Source organism: Pseudomonas sp. BF-R-24 (assembly GCF_019947335.1).
Lineage (GTDB): Bacteria > Pseudomonadota > Gammaproteobacteria > Pseudomonadales > Pseudomonadaceae > Aquipseudomonas > Aquipseudomonas jessenii.
On sequence record NZ_JAGYGG010000023.1, the window covers coordinates 1 to 25307 of the forward strand.

The following is a 25307-nucleotide window of genomic DNA, read 5'->3' on the forward strand; positions in this document are numbered from 1 at the left end:
CGATAACGCCGGGTGCCTGATTCCCCGCGGCGTCCTCAAGTCCATCGCGAGCAGGCTCGCTCCTACAGGTTTCATTGAGAATGCCCACAGGTCAGTCCACTGATACGCTACTGCAAATACTGCCTTAGAATGCCCCAACGCAACCTATAACAACAACGAGAGTGACCCGATGATGCAAGCTCAACTGTTGAGTCAGCGCAGCAGAGTGTTCGACCATGCCGACCCCTATGCGGTGTCGGGCTACGTCAATCAGCACGTCGGTAATCACTGCATTCTCATGCCCCGTGCCGGCAGCCCGCTGGCCAGTCTCGACCATCGCAAGTTCGCCAGCCTCGACCTGTGCCGCATCAGCTACGGTGCCAGTGTGCGGGTGACGTCCGGTGCGCTGGACAGCATCTATCACCTGCAAGTGCTGCTGCGCGGCAATTGCCTGTGGCGTGGCCACGGCCAGGAGCATTACTTCGCTCCCGGCGAATTGCTGCTGATCAATCCTGACGATCCGGTGGACCTGACGTACTCCGCCGATTGCGAAAAATTCATCCTCAAAGTCCCGACCCGCTTGTTTGAATCGGTCTGCGATGAGCAGCGCTGGCGCTATCCGGGGCAGGGCGTGCGGTTTCTGGAAAACCGTTATCAGCTCGATGAACTGGAAGGCTTCGTCAACCTGTTGGCGATGATCTGCCAGGAGGCCGAATCCACCGAGCAAATTCCCAGGGTCCAGGAGCATTACACGCAGATCATCGTCAGCAAGATGCTCAGCTTGATGAAAACCAACGTCAGCCGCCTCGAACTGGGCTCGCAGACGGCCACGTTCGAGGCGATTGCCGACTACATCGCCAATAACCTCAAGCGGGACATCGACAGCGAAGAGCTGGCGCGCCAGGCCCACATGAGCCTGCGCTCGTTGTACGGATTGTTCGAGCGAAATGCCGGCCTTACGCCGAAAAACTATCTACGCCAGAAACGCCTGGAACGCATCAACGCCTGCCTCAGCGATCCAACCTGCAACGTGCGCAACGTCACCGAAGTGGCAATGGATTACGGCTTCCTGCACCTGGGCCGGTTCTCCGACAGCTACCGCAAGCAGTTCGGTGAATTGCCGTCCGATACCCTCAAGCGTCGGCATTGAACCTTCAAGTTTGATGTTGTCTGGTCTGGCCCCATCGCGAGCAAGCTCGCTCCCACATTGGATCGCGTTACCCCTGTGGGAGCGAGCTTGCTCGCGATGGGGGCGGTACATCCAGCATTTATGTTGCCTGACACAACGCTGACTCACTGCACAAAACGGATAAAGGTCTGCACTGCGCGGATATTCCAGCCTGACCCCCCGTCCTAGCATGACCCCTGCCTGAACAATAACAATGGAGGCGGCGGCCATGACCCTGCGACCCGAATATTTGCATTCCCTGCTTGAAGACGATCCCGAGCAAGGCCTCTATCGCTGCAAGCGCGAGATGTTCACCGACCCCCGGTTGTTCGATCTGGAGATGGAACACATCTTCGAAGGCAACTGGCTGTATCTGGCCCACGAAAGCCAGATCCCCAACATCAACGATTTCTACACCACCACCATGGGGCGCCAGTCGATCTTCATCGCGCGCAACAAGGACGGTGTGCTCAATGCCTTTATCAACGCCTGCAGCCATCGCGGCGCGACCCTGTGCCGGCACAAGTCCGGCAACAAGAGCTCCTACACCTGCCCGTTCCACGGCTGGACCTTCAACAACTCCGGCAAGCTGCTCAAGGTCAAGGACCCGGCCAACGCCGGCTACCCGTCGAGCTTCAACTGCGAAGGTTCCCACGACCTGACCAAGGTTGCGCGGTTCGAGTCCTATCGCGGCTTCCTGTTCGGCAGCCTGAAAGCCGATGTGCTGCCACTGGTCGAACACCTGGGCGAGTCGGCGAAGATCATCGACATGATCGTCGACCAGTCCGCCGATGGCCTGGAGGTGCTGCGTGGCTCCTCCAGCTACATCTACGAAGGCAACTGGAAACTCACCGCCGAGAACGGCGCCGATGGCTACCACGTCAGCTCCGTGCACTGGAACTACGCGGCCACCCAGAACCAGCGCAAGCAGCGCGAAGCCGGCGACACCAACCCGACCATGAGCGCCGGCAGCTGGGCCAAGCAGGGCGGTGGTTTCTATTCCTTCGACAAGGGCCACATGCTGCTCTGGACCCGTTGGGCCAATCCCGAGGACCGTCCACTGTACGAGCGCCGCGATGAGCTGGCGCAAGACTTCGGCAAGGCCCGCGCCGACTGGATGATCGAGAACTCGCGCAACCTGTGCCTGTACCCGAACGTGTACCTGATGGACCAGTTCAGCTCGCAGATCCGCATTGCCCGGCCGATCTCGGTCAACCGCACGGAAATCACCATCTACTGCATCGCCCCCAAAGGCGAGAGCGACCACGCCCGTTCCAGCCGGATTCGCCAGTACGAGGATTTCTTCAACGTCAGCGGCATGGCCACGCCCGACGATCTGGAAGAGTTCCGCTCCTGTCAGACCAGCTACCAGGGCAGCGTCACCACCTGGAACGACATGTCCCGTGGCGCCGAACACTGGATCGAAGGTGCTGACGAGGCTGCAAAAGAAATCGACCTGCATCCGCTGCTCAGCGGCGTGCGCACCGAGGACGAAGGCCTGTTCGTGCTGCAACACAAGTACTGGCAGCAGACCATGCTCAAGGCATTGGCTGCCGAACAGTCGAAGCTGATCGCCGTGGAGGACGTGCAATGACCATTTCTTACGATGCCGTGCGCGATTTCCTCTACCGCGAGGCGCGCTACCTCGATGATCGTCAGTGGGACGAGTGGCTGGAGCTGTACGCCCCCGACGCGACATTCTGGATGCCGTCCTGGGACGATAACGACGAATTGACCGAAGACCCGCAGCGGGAAATCTCGCTGATCTGGTACGGCAACCGCACGGGCCTTGAAGACCGCGTCTTCCGCATCAAGACCGAGCGCTCCAGCGCCAGCGTGCCGGACACCCGCACCTCCCACAACATCAGCAACATCGAGCTGCTCGAACAGGCCGACGGACTGTGCAAGGTGCGCTTCAACTGGCACACCCTGAGTTTTCGCTACAAGACGGTCGACAGCTATTTCGGCAGCAGTTTCTACACCCTCGACGTGCGCGGTGAAAACCCGCTGATCCTGGCCAAGAAAGTGATTCTGAAGAACGATTACGTTCGCCAGGTCATCGATGTCTACCACTTGTGAGACTGCCGTCATGACCCATTCCATTGCGTTCAATTTTGAAGACGGCGTCACCCGGTTCATCGACGCCAACGTTGGCGAAACCGTGGCCGATGCCGCGTACCGCCAGGGCATCAACATCCCGCTGGACTGCCGCGACGGTGCTTGCGGTACCTGCAAGTGTTTTGCCGAAGCCGGCACCTACGATCTGGGCGAGGAGTACATCGAAGACGCCCTCAGCCCTGACGAGGCCGAGCAAGGCTTTGTCCTGACCTGCCAGATGCGTGCCCAGAGCGATTGCGTGGTGCGCGTACCGACGTCCTCGCAGGTTTGCCGCACCCGTCAGGCCAGCTACGACGCGACCATCAGTGCCGTGCGTCAACTGTCCGACAGCACCATCGCGCTGTCGATCAAGGGCGAATCCCTGAGCAAACTGGCGTTCCTGCCGGGGCAATACGTGAACCTGGGGATTCCCGGCAGCGAGCAGACCCGTGCCTATTCGTTCAGCTCGTTACAGCGCGACGGTGAGGTCAGTTTCCTGATCCGCAACGTGCCGGGTGGCCTGATGAGCAGCTTCCTCACCGGCATGGCCAAGGCCGGCGACTGCATGAGCCTGGCCGGTCCTTTGGGCAGCTTCTACCTGCGCGACATCCGTCGGCCGTTGTTGCTGCTGGCCGGTGGCACCGGGCTGGCGCCGTTCACCGCGATGCTGGAGAAGATCGCCGAGCAGGGCAGCGATCACCCGCTGCATCTGATCTACGGCGTGACCCACGATTTCGACCTGGTGGAACTCGACCGCCTCGAAGCCTTTGCCGCGCGCATCCCCAACTTCACCTTCAGCGCCTGCGTCGCCAGCCCCGAGAGCCAACACCCGCTCAAGGGCTATGTGACCCAGCACATCGAGCCCAGGCATTTGAACGATGGCGACGTCGACGTCTACCTGTGCGGCCCGCCGCCGATGGTCGAGGCCGTCAGCCGGTACATTGGCGAGCAAGGCATCAAGCCCGCGAATTTCTACTACGAAAAATTTGCTGCCAGCGCGGCTTGAGTCACGCACAAATACCCAATGTGGGAGCGAGCCTGCTCGCGAAGAGGCCGGAACATCCAGCATTGATATTGCCCGTGAGACCGCTTTCGCGAGCAAGCCCGCTCCCACAGTTGGTAGCAGTCGTACACAAATGCCGTGCGCGACACAGGACTCATGTGGGAGCGGGCTTGCTCGCGAAGAGGCAGGAACATTCAACATCGATGTTGCCCGTGACACCGCTTTCGCGAGCAAGCTCGCTCCCACAGTCGAACGGCAACCTTCTTCATGAGGTACACATGAACAGATTTCACGAAAAAGTCGCGCTGATCACCGGCGCAGCCCAAGGTATCGGGCGGCGGGTGGCCGAGCGTATGGCCGCCGAAGGGGCGAAGCTGATCCTGGTGGATCGCTCCGACCTGGTGTTCGAAGTCCAGCAACAGTTGGCGCCAACCACCCAGGTACTGGCCCTGACCGCCGACCTTGAGCAATATGAGGAATGCAGTCGGGTGATGCAAACCGCCGTCGAGCGCTTCAGTCGCCTCGATGTGCTGGTCAATAACGTCGGCGGGACGATCTGGGCCAAGCCGTTCGAGCACTATGAAGCGTCACAGATCGAGGCCGAGGTTCGCCGTTCGCTGTTCCCGACCTTGTGGTGTTGCCATGCCGCGCTGCCGTTCATGTTGCAGCAGGGCAGCGGTGCGATCGTCAACGTTTCCTCCATCGCTACCCGCAGCCTCAACCGCGTGCCCTACGGTGCGGCAAAGGGTGGGGTCAATGCCTTGACCGCTTGTCTGGCGTTCGAAACCGCCGGTCGCGGCGTGCGAGTCAATGCCACGGCGCCTGGTGGCACCGAAGCACCGCCGCGACGCATACCCCGCAATGGTGCCGAGCAGAGTGAGCAGGAAAAACTCTGGTACCAGCAGATCGTCGACCAGACCCTCGACAGCAGTTTGATGAAACGCTACGGCACCCTGGATGAGCAGGCGGGGGCTATTCTGTTTCTGGCCAGCGACGACGCGTCCTATATCACCGGCATGGTCATGCCCGTGGGCGGAGGCGATCAGGGCTGAGGCGAACGACAGACAACCCCATCGGCAAACGGAGTCATGGTGATGAGTGATAAACCCACGATCGTGCTGGTCCATGGTTTTTGGGGCGGTGCTGCCCACTGGAACAAGGTCATCGTTAAATTGGTCAGCCGGGGTGACACACGCATTCGTGCCGTCGAGTTGCCGCTGACTTCGCTGGCCGATGATGCCGAGCGTACGCGCAAGATGGTCGCCCAGGTGCCCGGTCCGGTGCTGCTGGTGGGGCATTCCTATGGCGGCGCGGTGATCACCGAAGCGGGTGATTTGCCGAATGTGGTGGGCCTGGTGTACATCGCCGCATTCGCACCGGACGCCGGTGAAAGCCCCGGTGGCATCACGCAAAGGCATCTGCCAGCGGCGGCGGCCAACCTGGCTCCCGACAGCGACGGATACCTGTGGGTCAAGCCTGAGCTCTACCACGAAAGCTTCTGTCAGGACCTGCCGGCGACCGAAGGGTTGGTCATGGGTATCACCCAGAAAGCGCCGCTGGCGAGTACCTTCGGTGACACCATTGGCACGGTGGCCTGGAAGAAAAAGCCATCGTGGTATCAGATTTCGACCGCAGACCGGATGATCGCGCCACAGAACCAGCAATGGATGGCCGCGCGACTCAACGCCCGGGAGATCCTGACCTTGAATGCCAGCCACGCGTCATTGGCGTCGATGCCCGCCGAAGTGGCGGCCTTGATCGACAGGGCTGCGACGGCGTTGGCCAAAGGCTAGGGCCTACAAGCGGCGCACAAAGGTGCTGACAATACTGCGCATGGCGTCGCTGATGTTCAGGTTGTGTAGCGCATCAAGCGGGTGCCAGATGCAATCGGTGATTTCGTTGAGCGGTCGCAATTGCTCCAGATTCAGCACCGACACCTCGAATACGTGGTGTCGGGTGCCGCCCGACTCCAGTTCCAGCACGTATATCAACTCGTCGACCCGCAGGCCGGTTTCCTCCAGCAGCTCGCGAACGGCGGCATCGGCTGCGCTTTCACCCCGTTCGAGCTTGCCGCCGGGCAGCGTCCAGCGTCCTCCTCGTTTGCGTACCAGCAGTACATGCCTGTCCTGCTCGCAGATGATCGTTGCGCGTACTTTCATTGATTACCTAATGGCCTGTTGAGATGGAACAGGCATTGAAATGCAGCATTCGGGCCAGGGTCGATTGAGCACTTTACGAGTAATTCGAGGGGGCAATGCGAGGAAAAGTGCAATCGATTTCGGGAATTTCCATGGCGACGTCTGGTCGGTATTTTGGACAAGGGTGGGTGTAAGGTAGGCAAGTCAACCTGAGATCACTGCCCGAGAGGAGGTGACTATGAGCGTTCCTATGTTGAACAAGATGCACATGAATGGTTATGACGTACTCAGCGTGAACAACGGCCCCTGGCGGGTATGTACCCAGGGTGACCGGCTTGGCTCGTTTGCCAGTCGGGAAGAAGCGCTGGCATTTGCCGCATCGCTGCCCGGCTACAGGGCACGTGCTGGCAGGCCTGCGGGAAAATGACCCCCCCTGTAGGAGCGAGCTTGCTCGCGATGGTCGCTAACGATAACGCGTGTTTCCTGGCTAAACCCGCCGCGCTTGAGTCCATCGCGAGCAAGCTCGCTCCTACAGCCTGCAAAATCCTCAAGGGCGCTAGTAGCCGCCGCCTCCGCTGGGGCGGGAGGGTTCCCTGGCCTTTTGCTGCGTGTGGCTCCACTCCGCGCAGGTCATGAAGCTCTTGTGGTCGACCATGCCGCGGCCGTCGAAACTGACGTTGTACGGCTGCTGATGGTCGGCATGAGTCAGTTTGTAGTCAAAGCACGTACCGGGTTCGACGCTACGATTGCTGACCGCCAGCGGCTGGCCGCCGATTTGCCGGACTTGCTCCTGGGTCATGCCGGTGTCGACTTTCGCGACCAGCGGTTGATCCTTGTAGATCGAGTTGGTGCTGCAGCCTGCCAACGCGGTCAGTACGACGACCAGCGTGAATAGAGGTCTGTTCATGGCAGCGCTCCCGCTATTGAGCCTTGTTGCGGCTAATGACCTTGGCCTTCACTTCCTCGGCGTAGCCGGACAGCTTTTCTTCATCGCCCTGAAATAAAGAACACAGTCTTTGAACGGCTTGCGCGTCGACTTCGCTCCCGAGCAGGCGCAATTGCTGCTCGATGCGCAACAGCTCGACGGCCGACCAGCGCAAATCTGACGCAAGCCCTTGCAGATCGCGCCGAAGTTCCTGTTCCGATTTGTTAAGCCACATGATGACCTCCTGAACTTTGCACACCAAAATTTTAGACCTGTTTACCGCGCCGTATGTTGTGTTCGTCTGAGTTAGCGGGGTTTCCTTTGGTCGGGAAAACTACAGCGAACGAAAAAATAAGCTGTCCTACTCAAATGCCGATTGTTCCTGCGGGGGCGACGTGAAATGACCACAACCGATGATTTCAGGGCCATGGCCCAGGAATTGATCGCTGACCTGGAGGCGGCGACCAACCATGACGCCTGCGAAAGATGGATGGATTATCTGAATTCAAGGAACTAACCGGGCCAAGCGATATCAATGACAGTCGCTGAATCGTTGGGGATGGCTGTAGGGACGACGGCGAGCTACATTTTCTTATTTCAAATTAAAGGAAACAGCATGCGGATGTTGATGGGGGGAGTCGTGTTGGCATTGCTGGGCGGGTGCTCGTTGCCGGCTTCGTTGGTACCGGGTGAGCCGAATGTCAGCAAGCACAGCGAGAAGACGCCAAAAGAGTATGCGGCGTGCGTGTTGCCTGCCTGGCAAAAGGAAGTATCGAATACGACCCAGGTTTCGATATCCAACGGATTCCGCATCACCGCGCCCAGCGTGATCACGGCCGACGAAGTGCTGGATATCGTGAAGTACAAGGAAGGCAGCCGGGTTTCGCTGTATCAGGGGCCACCTTGGGCCAAGTCCGGCGACCTGCGCAAAATCGTGCGCGACTGTTTGTAAGCGCGGGAGACCGAAAATCGGTCAGCGACCGATGTTCGCCTGAATCCAGAAAAAACCGGATGTCTGGTGCGCATCCGGTTTTTTTTGTGTGGATCAGTCTGAAAGGTTGGTCGTCGGGATGATTTGCTCACTGGCCTGGGTGGCACTTTTGCGTTCCCGGCGCTCGTTCATCCAGCTTTCCACTTTGACGCCGAACTCTGGCGGGGCCTTGCGCCCGAATTTCCTGGCGATGTCGAGGATGGTTTGTTGCGCGAGGGCCTCTTCCATGCGTTTTTGCGCAACCATCATCGCGCCATTGATCGCGCACAGACCCTCCAGTGCCCACTCAGGCGGGGCGCCGTCAAACACGGCGCAACGACCACGGATCTCCCGACAATCGAAAATCGACTTGCGGCCGTCGATGGCATTGACGATATCCAGCAAGGTGATTTCGTCAGCGGGCCGGGCCAGCTTGAAGCCACCGCGCACGCCTTCGGTGGCGACCACCAGTTTGGCCTTGGCCAGCTTGGTGAAGATTTTCGCCAGATAGTCCTGAGGGACGCCTTGCAGATCGGCAAGGTCGCGCACGCTCGCTTCGCGCGAGTCGCCGCCATTACCCACCAGAAAAAGCAGGCAGTGGATGCCGTATTCGACACCCGCGCTGTAAAGAGACATGCAAATCTCCGACTGAATTAGTCGCAAATTCTAACAGCCGAAAGCAAGCAAGGCAACGAATCCCTTCTCGTTGAATCTTTTTTCATGACAGCAAAACACTCCTGTGATGCGCTGATTACACGGGGCTCAGGTCATGGGTCGCGTTTTTCGGTGGCAGCCCTCGATAAAAACCTGTTGCAGGATCTAACTAGGATTAATACAGTCGTAGTTGCTCGGTCGCAGTGGCAGGCGCTTATCTGGGTACAAGCCCGCGTCGGTCCTTAAACCGCTCAACGATTTTCAACACTTGGTCATTCCCCCCAGGAGTCAAAAAATGAAACAGCACATTCTGGTGATCGGCGCAGGTTTCGGTGGCATGTGGACCGCATTGAGTGCCACGCGCCTGTTCGACATTCACGGCCACAACGATGTTGAAGTGACCGTGCTGGCGCCTCAGGCCGAACTCCGCGTGCGTCCGCGCTTCTACGAACCGAATGCCCATCAACTGGCCGCGCCGATTGGCGATCTGTTTGATGCTGTAGGGGTCAAGTTCATCAAGGGCGCGGCGCAGACCATCAACGTCGAGCAAAAGCAGGTCGGCTATGTCGATGCCGCAGGGACCCGACAAGTCTGCAGCTACGACAAACTTGTTCTGGCTACCGGCAGTCGTCTGGCTTCGTCGAGCACTCCGGGCGTGGCCGAACATGCCTTCGACGTCGATCAGATCGAGCAGGCCGTTCGCCTGGAAAACCATCTCAAGGCGCTGGCCAGCCAGCCCGAAAGCAAGGCGCGCAACACGGTGGTGGTGGCCGGTGGCGGTTTCACCGGGATCGAAACGGCGACTGAAATGCCGACTCGCCTGCGGGCCATCTTCGGCGACCGTGCCGACATCAATGTGATCATCGTGGACCGCGGCGATAAAGTGGGCGGCTCGATGGGTGAGGAAATCGCCGAATCGATCGTCGAAGCCAGCGTGGCGACCGGCGTGCAATGGCACTTGAAAGCTTCGGTTGTGTCGGTCGATGCCGACGGTGTCACCCTGTCCGACGGGGCGCGCATCGATGCAAAAACCGTGGTCTGGACCACCGGCGTTCGCGCCAGCTCCCTGACCGAGCAGATTCCCGCCGAACGTGATCACCTGGGCCGTCTGCATGTCGACGCGCACCTGAAAGTCATTGGCCAGAACGACATCTTCGCTACCGGCGACGTCGCCTATGCGGCCAGTGACGAGATCGGCAACTACGCCTTGATGACCTGTCAGCATGCTATTTCGCTGGGCCGCCATGCCGGCAACAATGTCGCCGCGCAGCTTCTCGGTGTCGACCCGACGCCGTACAGCCAACCGAAATACGTGACCTGCCTCGATCTGGGCGCTTGGGGCGCGGTGTACACCGAGGGTTGGGATCGTCAGGTCAAGTTGGTCAAGCACGAAGCCAAGGCATTGAAGACTCAGATCAACACCCAGTGGATCTACCCACCGGCGGCTGATCGCGCCTCGGCGCTGGCTTCGGCGGATCCGATGATTCCCGTGGCCTGATTGATTCGAACGTCACGTCTGAATAAAAACATCCCGCTCGGGTTCGCCTGAGCGGGATTTTTTACGCGTTGATTGCTTGTGTGAAATTTACCGTGTATTTTTTCATGAAATTAAAAATATAAAATTTCACGAGGCCGTATGTTTCAGCAATCCACGCAACATGTCGCCAGTTACTACGCCCATACCTGCGCCGATCGTCTGGTCAATCGAGCTGCACTGGAAGGTGAACAAGACACCGAAGTGCTGATCATCGGGGCCGGATTCAGTGGATTGCACACGGCTTTGCGTCTGGCGCTGGCCGGCAAGCGCGTGACCTTGCTCGAAGCCAGCCGGGTGGCCTGGGCCGCGTCCGGGCGTAATGGCGGTCAGGCGATTCTCGGCTGGTCGTGCGACATGCCACCGCTGGAAGCGGCGCTGGGTTACGAACGGGCGCGGCGCTTGTGGGACGGCATGCGCTGGGCCGCGCGCGAGCTGCGTGACTTGCCCGGCCGCCATGAGTTCGATTGCGACTATCGCGCCGGTCATCTCTGGACCTCGGTGATGCCCCGTCGGGTAGGCCTGCTGACCGAGTGGCAACACGAGGCCAGCCACAAGTGGGGCCACGACAAACTGCAATTTATCGAGCGCAGCGATTTGCCGCAGTGGGTTGCCAGTGAGCGTTATCAGGCCGGCCTGTTCGATCCCGAGGGCGGGCATCTGAATCCGCTGAAACTGGCCTTGGGTCTTGCGGATGCAATCGAGCGGGCCGGTGGCCGCATCCACGAGCAAAGCAAGGCGCTGAGCTATGGCGAGGAGGGCGACGGGTTTGTGGTGACCACCGAACGTGGTCGTATTCGCGCCGATGTACTGGTGCTGGCATGCAACGCTTACCTCGATCGACTCGACCCGCAACTGGCGAGTTGCGTGTTGCCGGTCGGGACCTATCAGGTCGCGACCGCGCCACTCACCAAGGAGCAAGCCACCGCGCTACTGCCGAGCAACGTGTGCGTGACCGACAACCAGTTCGTGCTCGATTATTTTCGCCGCACCCCGGATAACCGCCTGCTGTTCGGCGGCGGTTGCACTTACCTGGGCGGCATGCCCAAGGACATCGCCGCCGCGACCCGGCCGTTCCTGGAGCGCGTGTTCCCGCAACTCACCGGCGTCGATCTGGAGTTTGCCTGGGGTGGCCACATCGACCTGACCCTCAAGCGCACACCGGATATCGGCCGCCGTGGCGATCTGTACTGGATGCAGGGGTATTCCGGGCATGGCGTGCTGCCGACACTGGCTGCGGCGAGGGCGGTGTCCGACGCGGTACTCGGTCAGCCCGACGAGCTGTCCCTGTACCAGGGCCTGAACAACGGCAGTTTTCCCGGCGGCAAATACCTGGCCGCGCCGCTGGAAGCCATCGGCAAGGCCTGGTATCGACTGCGCGACAGCATTTGAAGCGACAATTTCTGGAAGCCTCTAGATGGACATGCAAGAAGAAATCTCGGCGCTGGCGATCCTGATCCAGGACCTGCGCAAACACAAGAAGTACACCCTGAAGGAACTGGCGGACAAAATCGGCCGCTCCGTGGGTTTTCTGTCCCAGGTCGAGCGCGGTCTGTCGCGCCCGACGGTGGCGGACCTGACCGCCATCAGCGAAACCCTTGGGGTGCCGACCACCTATTTCTACAGCCTGCCCAAACCCATGGCCTTGTCCTGGGTTACCCGCCCGGACGAGCGCCGCACGCTGTACTACGCCGACGGCATCACCGACATCCTCGTTTCGCCGAAAATGCGCGCGTCGTTCTCGATGCTCGAAAGCCAGCTCGAACCCGGTGCCAGCAGCGGTGACCGGCACATGAAGGACAGCTCCGAGCAGGGCGGTTATGTCCTGGAAGGGGAACTGACCCTGTGGCTCGACGACAACGAACCGGTGACCCTGCATCCCGGCGACAGCTTTCAACTGGCCAGCCATGCGCACTGCCGCTACGGCAACCTGTCCGACCAACTGACCCGCGTGCTTTGGGTTTACACCTGATAACAACAAGGAACAAAACGATGGATGCTGTGTGCTCTGAACTGCTGGCCGAGGTTCGCAACTTCCGCCACTGCAACCCCGAAGTGCGCTACGTCGACCTGATCTCCCTGGACATTCCGGGGCATTTCTACGGCAAGCGCTACCCGATCGAGATGCTGGAAAAAGTCGCTGCCGGCAGTGCATTGAAGCTGCCGCAGAACTGCGTGCTGCTCGGCACCCAGGGTGGGCTGTTCAAGATCGGCGATTACTGCTTCAACGATGGTGATCCGGACGCGCTGCGCCGTTTGGTGCCCGGCACGCTGAAACTGGTGAGCTGGGAAAAGCAGCCCTTGGGCCAGATGCTGATCACCTCCGACGGCACCGAAAAACCCATCGAGTTCGAACCCCGTGAAGTGCTGGCGCGGGTGCTGGACCGTCTGCACCGCAAAGGCATTTTCCCGGTGGTGGCCTTCGAGCTGGAGTTTTACCTGTTCGACAGCCGCTTGAAGGACGGCTTGCCGCAATTTCCCCGTGATGAGTTGACCGGCGATGCCGACGATCAGCCGAACATGCACATCGAGCGCTTGTCGCGCTTCGCCCCGGTGCTCGATGAAATGGTCGAGACGGCACGAGCCCAAGGCGTCGATGCCACGGTGATCACCGCCGAACTCGGCCCGGGCCAGTTCGAAATCAACTTCGGCCATTGCGATGACGGCCTGCGCGCCGCCGACTGGGCGGCCCTGTTCTGCCGCAGCACCCGGGGCGTGGCGCTCAAGCACAACCTGCGCGCCAGCTTCATGGCCAAACCTTACTTGCAACACCCCGGCAGCGGCATGCACGTGCATGTCAGCCTGTATGACCAGGCCGGCAACAACCTGCTGGCGGCGAACGGCCAGCGGGCGCTGCGCCATGCGGTGGCCGGTTGTCTGGATGTGTTGCCGCACTGCATGCCGATTTTTGCCCCGAACCACAATGCCATGCGCCGCCTGAGCGCCACGGTGAACGTCGCGTCCCGCGCCAGTTGGGGCTTCGAGGATCGCGATGCCTGCTTGCGTATTCCGGAGTCGGACATCAAGAACCTGCGCATTGAACATCGTCTGGCCGGCGCCGATGCCAACCCTTATCTGGCGTTGGCGGCGATTCTGGTGGGGTTGGAGCAAGGCCTGGAAGGGGAGCGCGAGCCGATTGCACCGCTCAACGAAGACCGCGGCAGTGGCATCGATTTTCCATTGGAAATGCTCGAAGCGGTGCAGTCCATGCAAAATCATGCAGTGCTGCGCGAAGGCTTGGGGGCGGAGTTCGTGGACGTCTACTGCGAAAACAAGCGTCAGGATCATCTGGCATTTCTGCATGACATCAGCGCGCGGGAGTATCGCTGGTTCCTGTAGTCACCCTTAAAAAATATGTGGATATTTAATGGGTTAGAGCGTTTAGTAACTGGATGGTGAATAAAAATATCTTGTTACAGGCCGAAATATTCCGTAATATCCGCGCCGCGTTCACCACCACGGTTTATGCATTTTTAAATCCCAGGCGTCCATCAGCTGCCTGGGATTTTTTTTGCCTGAAATTTAGTCGGCCGCTGACTCCATCATCGGCGCTCGCTTGCCGAGCTTCATCAGCCAGTAATAACTCAGCGCCGGCACCAGCAACCCGACGATCCACGCCAGGTCCACCCCGTCCAGCGCAGTGGCCACAGGGCCGACATACAGCGTGGTGTTCATGAACGGAATTTCCAGGGCAATCGCCAGCAGGAAACTGCCGCAGGCAATCCGGTTGACCCGCCCGTAGATCCCGTTCAGGTCGAAGATGTCGTCAATCCGGTACTGGCCTTTGCGCAGGCAGTAGTAGTCCACCAGATTGATCGCCGTCCATGGGATCAGGAAGTAGCTCATGAAGAAGATGAAGTTGAGGAAGAAGCTGATGAAGTCGTCCTGACTGATGGTGCACAGGGCCGTGGCCACCAGGCTGATCAGCAGCATGAACACACAGCGTACCCGCGGGGTCACCTTGAGCCGGGCGAAAGGTTCGATCACGGTGATGGTCGACATGAACGCGCCGTACAGGTTGAACACGTTGATCGACACCTGGCCGTAGACGATGAAGGCAAACAGCAGCACCGCGCCAGCGCCGAACAGGCCGGCGACATGCCCGCCGACGTTGCTGGAAAAGTCGCCGATGCCGACGCTCAGGATTGCCCCGAGAATCATCATCCACGCGCCGCCGCTGACCGTGCCGGCGTAGCTGTACCAGAACACCTGGGCGGCGGGCGTGCTGCTCGGCAGGTAGCGCGAATAGTCGGCGACATAAGGTGCATAGGACAGTTGCCAGGTCACGGCAATGCTCACCGCCACCAGGAACTTCGACAGCGAGAAGCCTGTTGGCAGCCATTGTTCGGCCGGGATCGGCAACTGCAAGGCGAGCACCGTGGCGGCCACGAACACCACCAGCGACAGAATCGACAGCAGCTTCTGCAAGCGGTGAATCAATCGATAGCCATAGAGCGCGACGACGAAGCACAACGCGCCGATCAGGTAGATATTGCCGGACATCGGCAGTGGGCTGACGGACTCCAGCGCCTGGGCCGCGAGCAAGGTGTTGCTGACAAAGAAACCCAGGTAGATCAGCATCACGAACAGCAGCGGCAACACCGCCCCCAACACGCCGAATTGCGCCCGGCTCTGGATCATTTGCGGAATGCCCAGCTTCGGTCCCTGGGCCGAGTGGGAGGCCATGAAAATCGCCCCCAGCAACGAGCCGATGATGATCGCCAGCGCACTCCAGAACAGGTTGAGTCCCATCACCACCGGCAACACGCCGGATGCAATGGTGGTGATGTTCATGTTGGCGCCGAACCAGATGTAGAACAGCGAGCCCGGCTTGCCGTGACGTTCGGTTTCGGGGATGAAATCGATGCTTCTTTTTTCGACTTGCATGGCGATCACTCCTGAGTCCGGACGAGGTGGGATTGCAGACGGGCGATGGTGCTTTGCAGCTCATGGGGTTGGTGGGCAAACAGGTCCGGCTGCTCGGGGATCAGGCTGATGTGATCGAGCTGTTGCAGGGCGCGCTGGCACTCGGTCGTGGTGAGGATTTCCAGCGCGTAGACCCAGTTGGCCATGATCAGCAGGGCCGAGTAATGCCCGGCCTCGGTGGTCGTGGTGCAAGCATCGCTGACCAGGCGCACGCGATAACCCAGGGCGAAGGCATCGAACACGCTGGTCAGCACGCAGACGTCGGTCAACACGCCGCAGACGATCAGCGTGTCGACCTCCATTGCCTTGAGTCGGGCATCGAGGTCGGTGCGGTGGAAGGCACTGTAACGGCCCTTGTCGATGATCAATTCACCGGGCTGCGGCGTCAGCGACTCGATGATTTCCACTTGGCGGGTGCCGGCGCGGTAACTGCCGGGGCCACCGTCGGCGGCCAAAGGTTCGCCGTGGGGCAGGTCACTGCCGTCGGCCTGATTGATGTGGCGGGTATAGATGACAGGCATCCGCTGATGGCGGGCGGTATCGAGCAGGGTGGCGGTATTGGTAGCCACCGTGTCGAAGTTTTCCAGGACGAAGCCGTCCTCCTGCTGCATGTCGATGATCAACAGCGCGTTGTTATTGTTCATTGGGCAAACCTGATCAAGACGAAACACGATGCACCGTACGCGCCATGCAATGGCGAGACGCGGGGTGCGTGATTGGCTGTTCGGGTGGGCTCAGTGAACTATTTGCCAGAAACCGTTCTGCTTGGCCGAAACGCTGGCGCGCAGGCGCTTGAAATGCAGGTGCGAAGCGGTCCATTCACCGCGCAGGTAAGCCCGCGCGGCGCCGGAGGGAAGGGCGAGAGATCGGAGGCGACCAGTGACCATGGAAATCGACCCTCGTAGGAGCGAGCTCGCTCGCGAAAAACTCTGGACAACGCGGTCATTCAGATGGCCCGCGTTATCGTTGGCGTCCATCGCGAGCAAGCTCGCTCCCACAGTTGAGGTGTGTTGCCCCCCCCGGCTTCGCATCCGGGATGCAGGGCGGCGCAATCAGCGGAACGCTGGCACCACGTGCTTGATGAACAGCTCCAGGGATTTTTTCTTTTCCGCGTGGGGCAGGCTGTTATCGCACCAGAAGCTGAATTCGTCGACCCCCAGTTCCTGGTAGTACTTGATGCGCGGAATGATTTCTTCCGGGGTACCGATCATGGCGGTCTTGTGCAGGCTTTCCAGTTCGAACTCAGGGCGACCGGCGAATTTCTCTTCCGGGCTCGGTGCGAGGAAGCCGTTGACCGGGGTGGTCTTGTTGCCGAACCAGGCATCGAAGGTGCGATAGAACCTGGAGATTGCCTTGGCCCCGACTTCCCAGCCTTGAGGATCGTCGGCGGTGTGCACGTGGGTGTGACGCAGTACCATCAGTTGCGGTCGCGGCACGCCGGGGTTGTTGTCGAGCGCGGCCTGGAATTTGTTCTTCAGGTCGAGGACTTCCTCGTCGCCTTTCATCAACGGCGTGACCATGACGTTGCAACCGTTGGCCACGGCGAAGTTGTGCGAGTCCGGGTCGCGGGCGGCGATCCACATCGGCGGGTTCGGCTGCTGGATCGGCTTGGGTACGCTGGTGGAGGTCGGGAATTTCCAGATGTCGCCGTCATGGGCGTAGTCACCGTTCCACAATGCCCGCACCACCGGAACCATTTCCCGCAACGCCTGGCCGCCGGAGGAGGCCGGCATGCCGCCGGCCATGCGGTCGAACTCGATCTGGTAGGCGCCACGGGCCAGGCCGACTTCCATGCGTCCGTTGCTGATCACATCGAGCAACGCGCATTCACCGGCCACCCGCAGCGGATGCCAGAACGGCGCGATGATGGTACCGGCGCCCAGGTGAATGGTGGTGGTCTTGCCCGCCAGGTAAGCCAGCAGCGGCATCGGGCTTGGCGAGATGGTGTATTCCATGGAGTGGTGTTCACCGATCCACACGGTGCTGAAACCACCGGCCTCGGCCATCAGCGTCAGTTCGGTCAGGTCTTCGAACAACTGGCGGTGGCTGACGCTTTCGTCCCAACGTTCCATGTGTACGAACAGGGAAAACTTCATGACGCTTACCTCGGATCTATTGTTGTCGGCCTGTCGATCGCGGGCCTGTTGATTATTGGTATACCATAATACATGTTTTTCGCAAATGACTTCTCTTCGCGGCTAACGCTAACCCCGTGTGGGAGCGGGCTTGCTCGCGAAGACGGAGTGTCAGTCAACGCATATGCCGCCTGGCAATTCGCTTTCGCGAGCAAGCCCGCTCCCACAGGGGGATGCGGTGATATCAGAGGAATCAGGCCAGAACGGGCAGGGCGCCCATCTTGCCGTGGCAATACACCAGTGGCCCGCTGCTCTGGCGGGGCACGATCAGGTTTTTCACCGCGCCGACCATGATGGCGTGGTCACCGCCTTCATATTCGCGCCACAGCTCACATTCGATGACCGCCGTGGCATTGGCCAGAATCGGGTTGCCCAGCTCGCTGAGCGTCCACTCGATCCCCTGGGCCTTGTCCTTGCCTTTGCGCGCGAAGGCATAGGCTTCGCTTTGCTGGCCGCCGGAAAGCACGTGGATGGCAAAACGTTTGTTCTTGATCAGCACCGGGTAGGAGTCGGAGCTGTAGTTGGGGCAGAACAGCACCAGAGCCGGGTCCATCGACAACGAACTGAAGGCGCTGGCGGTCAGGCCGACGATTTGCCCGTCGTCATCCAGGGTGGTGATCACGGTCACTCCGGACGGGAACGAACCCATGACTTGTTTGTAGATGGCGGCATCGATCATTGGACGGTCCTCGGGTGGTGTGACGCGTTTTTATGTGTTTATAGGTCTGATGGTATACCGTAATACATCGATTGCAAGGTCTTTTTAGGTGAACCGATAAACGTAAGGCTTTCGTCTGAAACCCAATGATTGCTGGGCTTTAAGCTAGCAAACGCTGGCGTGGATCGGGCAGGATGCCGGCTCAGATGCTTGTTCAAAGACCGGATCAGTCTTGTTTAAAGTTTGGAATACCATAATATGGTCCGCATCTGAGGGGCGGCCAGAGAGTCCCCCCGGTTTGGCTTCATACAAAGATAAGAACAGACAAACTCGAGTTCATGCACATGTCCCAGATGTCCCGGCAAGACCCGTTGATCGAGAACCACACGGTCGACTACGTTCCACTCGCAGAGCGCCACGGGAAGGCCCGCGATCTCTTCACCCTGTGGTTCAGCACCAACATCGCGCCACTGCCCATCGTCACCGGCGCCATGGTGGTCCAGGTGTTCCACCTCAACCTGTTCTGGGGGTTGCTGGCGATTGCCCTCGGGCACATGGTCGGCGGTGTAGTGATTGCGCTGGCGTCGGCCCAGGGACCGTGTATGGGCATCCCGCAGATGGTGCAGAGCCGTGGTCAGTTCGGCCGCTATGGCGCGCTGTTGATCGTGTTCTTCGCGGCATTGATCTACATCGGTTTCTTCATTTCCAACATCGTGCTGGCCGGCAAATCGATTGTCGGCATTGCACCGTCGGTTCCGGTGCCGGCCAGCATTCTCATCGGCGCCCTCAGCGCCACGGCCATCGGGGTGATCGGTTATCGCTTCATCCATACCCTGAACCGCATCGGCACCTGGGTGATGGGCAGTGCCTTGCTCGCCGGTTTCCTCTATATCTTCGCCCATGATCTGCCGGCGGACTTCTTCACTCGCGGCGGGTTCAACCTGTCCGGCTGGCTGGCCACGGTGTCGCTGGGCATCATCTGGCAGATCAGCTTCTCGCCGTATGTGTCGGACTACTCGCGTTACCTGCCTGCGGATATTGGGATCGCCAAGCCATTCTGGGCCACGTATCTGGGGGCGACCCTGGGCACGATCCTGTCGTTCACCTTCGGCGCCGTGGCGGTACTGGCAACCCCGGAAGGCACCGAGGCGATGGCGGCGGTCAAGCGGTCCACCGGTTGGCTGGGGCCGATCCTGATGGTGTTGTTCCTGCTCAACATCATCAGCCACAACGCCTTGAATCTGTATGGCGCAGTGCTGTCGATCATCACCTCGATCCAGACCTTCGCCAGCCAATGGACGCCCAGCATCAAGGTGCGCGTGGTGTTGTCGGGCATCGTGCTGGCGGGTTGCTGCGTGGTGGCGCTGGGAGCCTCGGCGAATTTCATTTCGCAGTTCATCGGCCTGATTCTGGCGCTGTTGCTGGTGCTGGTGCCGTGGGCCTCGATCAACCTGATCGACTTTTACCTGATCAAGCGTCGTCGCTATGACATCGCCTCGATCTTCCGGGCTTACGGCGGCATCTACGGTCGCTTCAACCTGCATGCGATCATTGCCTACTTCATCGGCATCATCGTGCAACTGCCATTCGCCAATACTTCACTGTACGTCGGACCGTATGCCAATCTGGTGGAGGGCGCGGACCTGTCGTGGCTGGTGGGGCTGGTGGTGACGTGCCCGTTGTATTACTGCCTCGCTACGCGAAGCCAGGCGCAGGAAAGCCGTTCGGCGAAGTTCGGCTACACCGACTGAGGCAAAGTCGTTTCGTGTTCGTCAGAAAATGCCCGGCGACATGGGGGCATTTTTGTTTTCGGCGAACGCTCAGGAATGCTTGAACACATTCATACCGCGTTGAACCGCCGGCCTGGTTTCGACTGTGTCGAACCAGCGTGATAGCTGAGGCAGTTGCTTCCAGTCCAGCCGATCACGGAACGCCGTGGCAATGGTGAAGGCCGAAATGTCGGCCATGGAGAACTGCGCTCCGGCCATGAAGTCGTCCGTCAGAAAACTTTCCGAGTAGGTGAGCTGTTCAATCACGCGCAGATCGATGATCGCCGCCGCCTTGGCCTGCCCCGCCTGGTGCAGAAAAAATGCGGCATGGCTGGGGGCGATGACATCGGTCACGAAAAAGAAATAGCGGTCGATCACCCGGGTGCGATCAGGTCCTGGCTGCGCCGGTGCCAGCCTTCCGGGCGCAATGGAATCGGCGTACTGGATGATGGCGTTGGACTGGTTGATGACCAGCACCGGAGTTGTCCCGTGATCGATCAGGGTCGGCACTTTCCCGGCCGGGTTAAGCGCCAGGAAGGCCGGGCCACGGTGTTCCTGTGCATACAGGTCGAGCCTGCGTGCCGTATAGGCGATGCCCGACTCTTCCAGGGCAATCGCGGCCCTCAGGCTGTTGCCGGTGTTCGCGCCGTAAAGTTCGATTTGATCGTTCATGGGTCATTGCTCTTGTAGTGACATACCAGCAGCCACCGATCGCTGCCGATGAAGTCAGTATGATGAAAATCCGCCGCACCGATATTCAAAAACACTGATCGTCCATACCCCTGTGCGACAAGGCTTATCCCTGTACGAAAACTACTTTCACCGCGTTTGATAATAGCCTCTCGAAGTGTTTTAAGAGTTTCACAAGCCAGTCAGTCAACCCTCACCTCGAACGTCCGATGACTCATGTCACTCATCGAGCGCTGTTGCGTGGGCGGTAATCGGGTCCTGTCTGGCGGTGAAACCTTCAAATAACGATAAGAAACACCCAGGAGCCCCCTATGTTCAAACGAGCGATTCCCACCGCAGTCCTGCTGGTCACCAGTTCGGTGTGCGCACAGGCTGCCGATACCGCAGGCCATGGTTTTCTGGAAGACAGCAAGGCCAACCTGTCGATGCGCACCCTGTACTTCAACAGCGACAATCGCGATGGCAGCGCTGCCCCCTCGAAAACCGAAGAGGCGGCCCAGGGTTTCGTGTTGCGCTATGAGTCCGGGTTTACGCAGGGCGCGGTGGGGTTCGGGCTCGATGCCCAGGCGTTGCTCGGCATCACGCTGGACAGCGGAGCGGGGCGCCACGTCGGTAGCGGCATGATTCCCTCTGACGGCGATGGCGCGGCCGATGCCTGGAGCAGCTTCGGCCCTACGGCGAAAATGCGCCTGGCCAAGACTGAATTTCGCTACGGCACCTTGCTGCCGAAATTGCCGATCCTTCTGGCGAACGATGCCCGTGTGTTGCCGCAATCGTTTACCGGCGCGCAGGTCACCTCGAGCGATATCGATGGCCTGACGTTGACCGGCGGTGTGCTGGAGCACGCGGTAGGGCGCGCCTCGACGGACCGCACAGGCTTGTCGGTCGCCGGCAGCACGCAGGACAGTAACAAGTTCTACTACGCCGGCGGTGACTACAACCTCGCCAGGAACCTGAAGACCCAGTATTACTTCGCGCAGCTGGAAGACTTCTACAACCAGAACTTCCTCGGCCTGACGCACATCCTGTTCATCGACAGCGCCAGCTCGCTCACCACCGACCTGCGTTACTTCCGTACCACATCGAGCGGTGCCAACAGCTCTGCCTCCGGCCGCGCGCAAGGCTATCGGGTATCGGGCTACACCGACGACAACGATGGTGAAATCGACAACAGCACCTGGGCCGCGATGGTCACCTACAGCCACGGTGGTCACGCAGTGTCGGTGGGGCATCAACGTGTGGGCGATGGCAGCAACTTCGTCCAGCCCAACCAGGGCAGCCTGGTGGACAAGGGGGCGGGCGGCGGCAGTGTCTACCTGCCCACCGACAAGATGATCCAGAACTTTGCCCGGGCCGGCGAGCAGACGAATTTCGGCCAATACACCTACGACTTCGCGCCCTTGGGCGTGCCGGGCCTGAAAGCCTCGATCGTGTATCTGAAGGGCACGGACATCAAGGCGCAAAACGCCAGTGACCAGTCCGAGTGGGAGCGCGACATGACCCTGGACTACGTGTTGCAATCGGGTACGTTCAAGGGGGTGGGGTTCACACTGCGTAACGCCAGGTCCAATACCGATGCCGGGCGCAACGTGGATCAGAACCGGTTCATCATCAATTACACCTTGTCGTTGTTGTAATCACGGCGCACCCCCTGTGTGCGGGCTTGCCCGCGAAGGCGGCCTGACAGCCGACCACTTTCTACGGTTGGTCCGGCATTCTCACCCCTGAGCCAAACCCTTCTGCCCCGGCAATCGCAACTCCGCACACAACCCGCCCCCTTCACGATTGCTCAAGGTCAAGGAGCCTCCAATCGCGACCGCCAGTTGCTGGGCGATCGCCAGCCCCAGCCCGGTGCCGCCGGTGCTGCGGTTGCGGGAATTCTCAACGCGGTAGAACGGTTCCATCACTTGCTTGAGTTCTTCCTCGGCGATCCCCGGACCACGGTCGAGGATCTTGATCGAGAGATTGCCATCGGCCTGCTTTTGCACCCGCAACTCGGCGGCACCGGCAAACTTCAATGCGTTGTCCGTCAGGTTGACCAGCACCCGGCGCAAGGCGTGGGGGCGGGTGTCGATGACGGCGGCACTCTTGCCGCTGAGCTGAACATCCTTGCCCACGTCCTGATAGTCGAACACCAGGCTGTCGAGAAACGAGTCGAGATCAGTGCGGCGACTTTCTTCGGTAGCGCCGTGGATGCTGCGGGCGTAGGCCACGCCTTCGCGCACCAGGTGTTCCATTTCGCCCAGGTCGTTCCACAGTTTGTCTTTTTCGCTGGAGTCGTCCATGAACTCGGCGCGCAGTTTCATGCGGGTGATCGGGGTTTGCAGATCGTGGGAGATTGCCGCGAGCAATTGCATGCGTTCCTTCAGGTACGCCGCGATGCGTGCCTGCATCGCGTTGAAGGCCTTGGCGGCGTGGGCGACTTCGGTCGGGCCTTTTTCGTCCAGGAGTACGGGATGGGCGTTGGGGTCCAGGGTTTCGACCGCACCGGCGAGGCGGGTGAGGGGGCGGATGGCGATTCTGACCGCCAGCCAGGAGCAGGCCAGCATCAGCGCCAGTTGCCCGAGCAACACGATGGGCAGCCAGGGCGACAACGGCACCATCGCCGGGCGGACGTCGATGGTCAGCGGGCTGCCATCGGCCAGGTTCAAGTGCACCTGGAAATGTTTTTTCGGCCCGGGGATGTCGGTAAAGGTCATCGGGTAATCGTGGCCGATGGCGTCTTTGATCGAGGCAATGGCAATGGGCGCATCGGGCATGTCGGTGCGGATGGGCGTGCCCGGCGACCCCTCATTGAGCATGTAACTGTAATTGCGCCGCTCCAGTTGTTTGAGCCAGGCGGCTCGCTCATCGGCGGGCAAGCGGTCGAGGATGGCAACGGACGTGGAAACGTCGGTTTCCAGGTTGCCGAGCATGGTGTTTTTCGAGGACTCGTAGCGTTCGTAGTACTGCGCGCCGAAGGACAGCGCCTGGGCGAGGATCAGGCCGATCAGGAATATCAGCGACAGCCGCGAGGCCAGGGTTCGCGGCCAATGCAGCGCCAGGGTCATGATTGATCGCCCAGGATTTCCACCGGCAGGGAAAACACATAGCCTTCGCTGCGCACGGTCTTGATGTAGGCCGGTTCGCGAGCGTCGTCGAGCAAGCGCTGGCGCAGACGACTGACCAAAAGATCGATGGAGCGGTCGAACAGGTCGGCGTCGCGGCCCTGGGTCAGATTGAGCAATTGATCGCGGTTGAGCACCCGTTGTGGATGGTCGAGAAACACCCGCAGCAAACGATATTCAGCACCGCTCAGGGCCACCATGGTGCCGTCTTCATCGAGCAGGTGACGGGCCGAGGTGTCCAGGCGCCAGCGCCCAAAGGCCAACAGGCGGCTGGCTTCGGTCACCACCAGGTTCGGTGGCAGCATGCGCGTGCGCCGCAGCACCGCGTTGATCCGCGCCAGCAGTTCACGGGCAGCGAATGGCTTGACCAGATAGTCGTCGGCACCCATTTCCAGGCCGAGGATGCGATCGGTTTCATCGTTGCGGGCGGTGAGCATCAGCACTGGCGTGGCCTTGTGCTTGCCGGCGCGCAGTTCGCGGCAGAGCAGCAGGCCATCGTCACCCGGCATCATGATGTCCAGCACGATCAGGTCCACCGGGGTGGTTTCCAGAAAGGCGCGCATTTGCCGTCCATCCGCCACGACCGTGGTGCGCAGGCCGTTCTTCTTCAGGTAGTTGCCAACCAGTTCGCGGATTTCGCGGTCATCGTCAACGATGAGGATGTGATCAACGTGATCCATTGGGCCAAACCTCTGGTGAATGGGGAATGCCACACAGTCTATCGACCCTGGGCGGGCTCGCCTGCCGCCCTTTGTATTGCAGTGTATCTGGCTTGCCTGCGGATACACACGAAGGCAAAAAAGCCGATTTCCAGCGGTTTTGTATGACTGTGTATCCAGGCGCCGTTCTGATACGCAGCGATTGATTCACGCCGATTTCCGACACAGACGAGATACCTCGCAGGCTTTTAATAGGTTCCATCGAGGCAAACCAGAGCGCCTCGGCCCAACGAACAGTTGACCTGTTGAAACCTTGAGGAGTCCGCCATGAACACCAAAGCCATCTACGCAGCCTGCCTGTTTGCCGCACTGAACATCTGCACCTTGTCGGCCCGTGCCGAAGCCGATGTTGCTCCCAGAACCTACACCTATGGCACCCAACTGGATATCAGGAAAGTGGTGTCGCTGACCGAGGACACTACGCCTTCCTGTGGCGTGGTGAATGCGCGGCTGACGTACCTCGACTCCCAGTCAAAAACCCAGGTGCTGGATTACAGCAAATTCGCCGACAACTGCAACTCGGAAAACTGAGTGTCGCGATCAACCCCCGCCAAATCCATTTGCAACAGGAAGAACATCATGAACAACGTTACCCGCTACCTGACCGCCATCGTCTTTTCCGTCGCCGGTGCGGCGGCCCATGCCAACGCCGCTGTCGAGCAAAGCGCCTGTGCCAGCAACACCTGCTTCCAGCTCACGCCTGTGGCAGAGAAGGGCACCCAGGGCTTCCTGGCGCAAGACGGCTCCAGCCGCACGCCGCAAGGGCAGTTGCTGGATGAGCAGACCGCTTGAAAACACCCCGATCCACTGTGGGAGCGGGCTTGCTCGCGAAAGC

At 60.1% G+C, this 25307-nt stretch carries 28 protein-coding genes; 16 read left to right on the forward strand and 12 right to left on the reverse strand.

Annotation, left to right across the window (positions count from 1 at the left end):
• Positions 1-169: 169 nt before the first annotated feature.
• From KGA98_RS18425 to KGA98_RS18450, 6 genes are all read left to right on the forward strand, one after another.
• Positions 170-1129, forward strand: a complete 960-nt coding sequence (locus KGA98_RS18425; protein WP_150814968.1) for an AraC family transcriptional regulator — start codon at positions 170-172, stop codon at positions 1127-1129.
• A gap of 247 nt (positions 1130-1376) precedes the next feature.
• Entirely contained in the window at positions 1377-2741 is a 1365-nt protein-coding gene (gene benA / locus KGA98_RS18430; RefSeq protein WP_057715469.1) for a benzoate 1,2-dioxygenase large subunit, read from the forward strand.
• Positions 2738-3226, forward strand: a complete 489-nt coding sequence (gene benB / locus KGA98_RS18435) for a benzoate 1,2-dioxygenase small subunit (protein WP_102672557.1) — start codon at positions 2738-2740, stop codon at positions 3224-3226. The genes benA and benB overlap by 4 nt, the downstream gene beginning before the upstream one ends.
• A 10-nt stretch (positions 3227-3236) precedes the next feature.
• Complete coding sequence (gene benC / locus KGA98_RS18440) at positions 3237-4250, forward strand: benzoate 1,2-dioxygenase electron transfer component BenC (protein ID WP_150814967.1); 1014 nt, start codon at positions 3237-3239, stop codon at positions 4248-4250.
• Between the two features lie 275 nt (positions 4251-4525).
• A complete protein-coding gene (locus KGA98_RS18445; protein WP_090454739.1) occupies positions 4526-5299 on the forward strand; it encodes a 1,6-dihydroxycyclohexa-2,4-diene-1-carboxylate dehydrogenase in 774 nt (257 codons plus the stop codon).
• A 42-nt stretch (positions 5300-5341) separates the two neighbouring features.
• Entirely contained in the window at positions 5342-6040 is a 699-nt protein-coding gene (locus KGA98_RS18450; protein ID WP_057715465.1) for an alpha/beta hydrolase, read from the forward strand.
• Between the two features lie 3 nt (positions 6041-6043).
• Here the strand turns inward: KGA98_RS18450 and KGA98_RS18455 are convergent, their stop codons facing one another.
• Positions 6044-6406 carry an NUDIX hydrolase gene (locus KGA98_RS18455; RefSeq protein ID WP_150814966.1) on the reverse strand — a complete coding sequence of 121 codons (363 nt, stop codon included), beginning with the start codon at positions 6404-6406 and terminating at the stop codon, positions 6044-6046.
• 217 nt (positions 6407-6623) lie between these two features.
• Between KGA98_RS18455 and KGA98_RS18460 the strand changes: the two genes are divergently transcribed.
• Entirely contained in the window at positions 6624-6812 is a 189-nt protein-coding gene (locus KGA98_RS18460; RefSeq protein ID WP_150814965.1) for an SPOR domain-containing protein, read from the forward strand.
• Between the two features lie 129 nt (positions 6813-6941).
• On the opposite strand, the gene osmE is transcribed toward KGA98_RS18460, so the two are convergent.
• Entirely contained in the window at positions 6942-7292 is a 351-nt protein-coding gene (gene osmE, locus KGA98_RS18465; RefSeq protein WP_150814964.1) for an osmotically-inducible lipoprotein OsmE, read from the reverse strand.
• Between the two features lie 13 nt (positions 7293-7305).
• Positions 7306-7545: a hypothetical protein gene (locus KGA98_RS18470; protein ID WP_057715461.1), complete on the reverse strand. Its 240-nt coding sequence runs from the start codon at positions 7543-7545 to the stop codon at positions 7306-7308.
• Positions 7546-7926: 381 nt separating this feature from the next.
• On the opposite strand from KGA98_RS18470, the gene KGA98_RS18475 reads away from it, so the two are divergent.
• Positions 7927-8262 (forward strand): hypothetical protein, encoded by a 336-nt coding sequence (locus tag KGA98_RS18475; protein WP_057715459.1) that lies wholly within the window; start codon positions 7927-7929, stop codon positions 8260-8262.
• A 93-nt stretch (positions 8263-8355) separates the two neighbouring features.
• Here the strand turns inward: KGA98_RS18475 and KGA98_RS18480 are convergent, their stop codons facing one another.
• Positions 8356-8916, reverse strand: coding sequence for an RrF2 family transcriptional regulator (locus KGA98_RS18480; RefSeq protein WP_150814963.1), 561 nt, complete (start codon positions 8914-8916; stop codon positions 8356-8358).
• A 313-nt stretch (positions 8917-9229) separates the two neighbouring features.
• Here KGA98_RS18480 and KGA98_RS18485 point away from each other — a divergent pair, with 313 nt between their 5' ends.
• The 4 genes from KGA98_RS18485 to KGA98_RS18500 all read left to right on the forward strand — a co-directional run bounded on the left by KGA98_RS18485 (position 9230) and on the right by KGA98_RS18500 (position 13807).
• Entirely contained in the window at positions 9230-10432 is a 1203-nt protein-coding gene (locus KGA98_RS18485) for an NAD(P)/FAD-dependent oxidoreductase (RefSeq protein ID WP_150814962.1), read from the forward strand.
• 138 nt (positions 10433-10570) lie between these two features.
• The gene (locus tag KGA98_RS18490; protein ID WP_150814961.1) at positions 10571-11860 is read left to right on the forward strand and encodes an NAD(P)/FAD-dependent oxidoreductase; all 1290 of its coding nucleotides are present in this window, start codon (positions 10571-10573) and stop codon (positions 11858-11860) included.
• A gap of 25 nt (positions 11861-11885) precedes the next feature.
• Positions 11886-12440 (forward strand): helix-turn-helix domain-containing protein, encoded by a 555-nt coding sequence (locus tag KGA98_RS18495; RefSeq protein WP_008000492.1) that lies wholly within the window; start codon positions 11886-11888, stop codon positions 12438-12440.
• Between the two features lie 20 nt (positions 12441-12460).
• The gene (locus tag KGA98_RS18500) at positions 12461-13807 is read left to right on the forward strand and encodes a glutamine synthetase family protein (RefSeq protein ID WP_218543900.1); all 1347 of its coding nucleotides are present in this window, start codon (positions 12461-12463) and stop codon (positions 13805-13807) included.
• Positions 13808-13990: 183 nt separating this feature from the next.
• Here KGA98_RS18500 and KGA98_RS18505 read toward each other — a convergent pair whose 3' ends face one another.
• The 5 genes from KGA98_RS18505 to KGA98_RS18525 form a co-directional block, all read right to left on the reverse strand.
• Positions 13991-15355: a purine-cytosine permease family protein gene (locus KGA98_RS18505; RefSeq protein WP_150814959.1), complete on the reverse strand. Its 1365-nt coding sequence runs from the start codon at positions 15353-15355 to the stop codon at positions 13991-13993.
• 5 nt (positions 15356-15360) lie between these two features.
• A complete protein-coding gene (locus tag KGA98_RS18510; RefSeq protein ID WP_223503070.1) occupies positions 15361-16038 on the reverse strand; it encodes an isochorismatase family cysteine hydrolase in 678 nt (225 codons plus the stop codon).
• 90 nt (positions 16039-16128) lie between these two features.
• Positions 16129-16281, reverse strand: a complete 153-nt coding sequence (locus KGA98_RS18515) for a hypothetical protein (RefSeq protein WP_223503072.1) — start codon at positions 16279-16281, stop codon at positions 16129-16131.
• A gap of 165 nt (positions 16282-16446) precedes the next feature.
• Positions 16447-17490 carry an LLM class flavin-dependent oxidoreductase gene (locus tag KGA98_RS18520; protein WP_046043514.1) on the reverse strand — a complete coding sequence of 348 codons (1044 nt, stop codon included), beginning with the start codon at positions 17488-17490 and terminating at the stop codon, positions 16447-16449.
• Positions 17491-17722: 232 nt separating this feature from the next.
• Positions 17723-18208 (reverse strand): flavin reductase family protein, encoded by a 486-nt coding sequence (locus KGA98_RS18525; protein WP_057715451.1) that lies wholly within the window; start codon positions 18206-18208, stop codon positions 17723-17725.
• Between the two features lie 323 nt (positions 18209-18531).
• On the opposite strand from KGA98_RS18525, the gene KGA98_RS18530 reads away from it, so the two are divergent.
• Positions 18532-19938 carry a purine-cytosine permease family protein gene (locus KGA98_RS18530; RefSeq protein WP_223503074.1) on the forward strand — a complete coding sequence of 469 codons (1407 nt, stop codon included), beginning with the start codon at positions 18532-18534 and terminating at the stop codon, positions 19936-19938.
• A gap of 69 nt (positions 19939-20007) precedes the next feature.
• Here the strand turns inward: KGA98_RS18530 and KGA98_RS18535 are convergent, their stop codons facing one another.
• The gene (locus KGA98_RS18535) at positions 20008-20628 is read right to left on the reverse strand and encodes a glutathione S-transferase family protein (protein ID WP_223503076.1); all 621 of its coding nucleotides are present in this window, start codon (positions 20626-20628) and stop codon (positions 20008-20010) included.
• A gap of 329 nt (positions 20629-20957) precedes the next feature.
• On the opposite strand from KGA98_RS18535, the gene KGA98_RS18540 reads away from it, so the two are divergent.
• Positions 20958-22283 (forward strand): OprD family porin, encoded by a 1326-nt coding sequence (locus tag KGA98_RS18540; protein WP_223503078.1) that lies wholly within the window; start codon positions 20958-20960, stop codon positions 22281-22283.
• An 81-nt stretch (positions 22284-22364) separates the two neighbouring features.
• On the opposite strand, the gene KGA98_RS18545 is transcribed toward KGA98_RS18540, so the two are convergent.
• Positions 22365-23696, reverse strand: coding sequence for an ATP-binding protein (locus tag KGA98_RS18545; protein WP_150814953.1), 1332 nt, complete (start codon positions 23694-23696; stop codon positions 22365-22367).
• A complete protein-coding gene (locus KGA98_RS18550) occupies positions 23693-24433 on the reverse strand; it encodes a response regulator (protein WP_008050458.1) in 741 nt (246 codons plus the stop codon). Before KGA98_RS18550 ends, KGA98_RS18545 begins: the two co-directional genes overlap by 4 nt.
• 306 nt (positions 24434-24739) lie before the next feature.
• On the opposite strand from KGA98_RS18550, the gene KGA98_RS18555 reads away from it, so the two are divergent.
• Entirely contained in the window at positions 24740-25003 is a 264-nt protein-coding gene (locus KGA98_RS18555) for a DUF2790 domain-containing protein (RefSeq protein WP_057715446.1), read from the forward strand.
• Between the two features lie 48 nt (positions 25004-25051).
• On the forward strand, positions 25052-25264 hold the full coding sequence (locus tag KGA98_RS18560) for a hypothetical protein (RefSeq protein WP_159389680.1): 213 nt from the start codon (positions 25052-25054) through the stop codon (positions 25262-25264).
• The last annotated feature ends 43 nt before the right edge of the window (positions 25265-25307 follow it).

Excerpts from the sequence above, each read along its gene's own strand:
- KGA98_RS18555 (WP_057715446.1), top strand. The coding sequence starts at position 24,740 with ATGAACACCAAAGCCATCTACGCAGCCTGCCTGTTTGCCGCACTGAAC.
- KGA98_RS18455 (WP_150814966.1), bottom strand. The coding sequence starts at position 6,406 with ATGAAAGTACGCGCAACGATCATCTGCGAGCAGGACAGGCATGTACTG.
- KGA98_RS18500 (WP_218543900.1), top strand. The coding sequence starts at position 12,461 with ATGGATGCTGTGTGCTCTGAACTGCTGGCCGAGGTTCGCAACTTCCGC.
- benC (WP_150814967.1), top strand. The coding sequence starts at position 3,237 with ATGACCCATTCCATTGCGTTCAATTTTGAAGACGGCGTCACCCGGTTC.
- benA (WP_057715469.1), top strand. The coding sequence starts at position 1,377 with ATGACCCTGCGACCCGAATATTTGCATTCCCTGCTTGAAGACGATCCC.
- KGA98_RS18470 (WP_057715461.1), bottom strand. The coding sequence starts at position 7,545 with ATGTGGCTTAACAAATCGGAACAGGAACTTCGGCGCGATCTGCAAGGG.
- KGA98_RS18560 (WP_159389680.1), top strand. The coding sequence starts at position 25,052 with ATGAACAACGTTACCCGCTACCTGACCGCCATCGTCTTTTCCGTCGCC.
- KGA98_RS18535 (WP_223503076.1), bottom strand. The coding sequence starts at position 20,628 with ATGAACGATCAAATCGAACTTTACGGCGCGAACACCGGCAACAGCCTG.
- KGA98_RS18475 (WP_057715459.1), top strand. The coding sequence starts at position 7,927 with ATGCGGATGTTGATGGGGGGAGTCGTGTTGGCATTGCTGGGCGGGTGC.
- KGA98_RS18480 (WP_150814963.1), bottom strand. The coding sequence starts at position 8,916 with ATGTCTCTTTACAGCGCGGGTGTCGAATACGGCATCCACTGCCTGCTT.
- KGA98_RS18425 (WP_150814968.1), top strand. The coding sequence starts at position 170 with ATGATGCAAGCTCAACTGTTGAGTCAGCGCAGCAGAGTGTTCGACCAT.
- KGA98_RS18515 (WP_223503072.1), bottom strand. The coding sequence starts at position 16,281 with ATGGTCACTGGTCGCCTCCGATCTCTCGCCCTTCCCTCCGGCGCCGCG.
- benB (WP_102672557.1), top strand. The coding sequence starts at position 2,738 with ATGACCATTTCTTACGATGCCGTGCGCGATTTCCTCTACCGCGAGGCG.
- KGA98_RS18445 (WP_090454739.1), top strand. The coding sequence starts at position 4,526 with ATGAACAGATTTCACGAAAAAGTCGCGCTGATCACCGGCGCAGCCCAA.
- KGA98_RS18540 (WP_223503078.1), top strand. The coding sequence starts at position 20,958 with ATGTTCAAACGAGCGATTCCCACCGCAGTCCTGCTGGTCACCAGTTCG.
- KGA98_RS18525 (WP_057715451.1), bottom strand. The coding sequence starts at position 18,208 with ATGATCGATGCCGCCATCTACAAACAAGTCATGGGTTCGTTCCCGTCC.
- osmE (WP_150814964.1), bottom strand. The coding sequence starts at position 7,292 with ATGAACAGACCTCTATTCACGCTGGTCGTCGTACTGACCGCGTTGGCA.
- KGA98_RS18545 (WP_150814953.1), bottom strand. The coding sequence starts at position 23,696 with ATGACCCTGGCGCTGCATTGGCCGCGAACCCTGGCCTCGCGGCTGTCG.
- KGA98_RS18490 (WP_150814961.1), top strand. The coding sequence starts at position 10,571 with ATGTTTCAGCAATCCACGCAACATGTCGCCAGTTACTACGCCCATACC.
- KGA98_RS18550 (WP_008050458.1), bottom strand. The coding sequence starts at position 24,433 with ATGGATCACGTTGATCACATCCTCATCGTTGACGATGACCGCGAAATC.
- KGA98_RS18495 (WP_008000492.1), top strand. The coding sequence starts at position 11,886 with ATGGACATGCAAGAAGAAATCTCGGCGCTGGCGATCCTGATCCAGGAC.
- KGA98_RS18485 (WP_150814962.1), top strand. The coding sequence starts at position 9,230 with ATGAAACAGCACATTCTGGTGATCGGCGCAGGTTTCGGTGGCATGTGG.
- KGA98_RS18520 (WP_046043514.1), bottom strand. The coding sequence starts at position 17,490 with ATGAAGTTTTCCCTGTTCGTACACATGGAACGTTGGGACGAAAGCGTC.
- KGA98_RS18530 (WP_223503074.1), top strand. The coding sequence starts at position 18,532 with ATGTCCCAGATGTCCCGGCAAGACCCGTTGATCGAGAACCACACGGTC.
- KGA98_RS18510 (WP_223503070.1), bottom strand. The coding sequence starts at position 16,038 with ATGAACAATAACAACGCGCTGTTGATCATCGACATGCAGCAGGAGGAC.
- KGA98_RS18460 (WP_150814965.1), top strand. The coding sequence starts at position 6,624 with ATGAGCGTTCCTATGTTGAACAAGATGCACATGAATGGTTATGACGTA.
- KGA98_RS18450 (WP_057715465.1), top strand. The coding sequence starts at position 5,342 with ATGAGTGATAAACCCACGATCGTGCTGGTCCATGGTTTTTGGGGCGGT.
- KGA98_RS18505 (WP_150814959.1), bottom strand. The coding sequence starts at position 15,355 with ATGCAAGTCGAAAAAAGAAGCATCGATTTCATCCCCGAAACCGAACGT.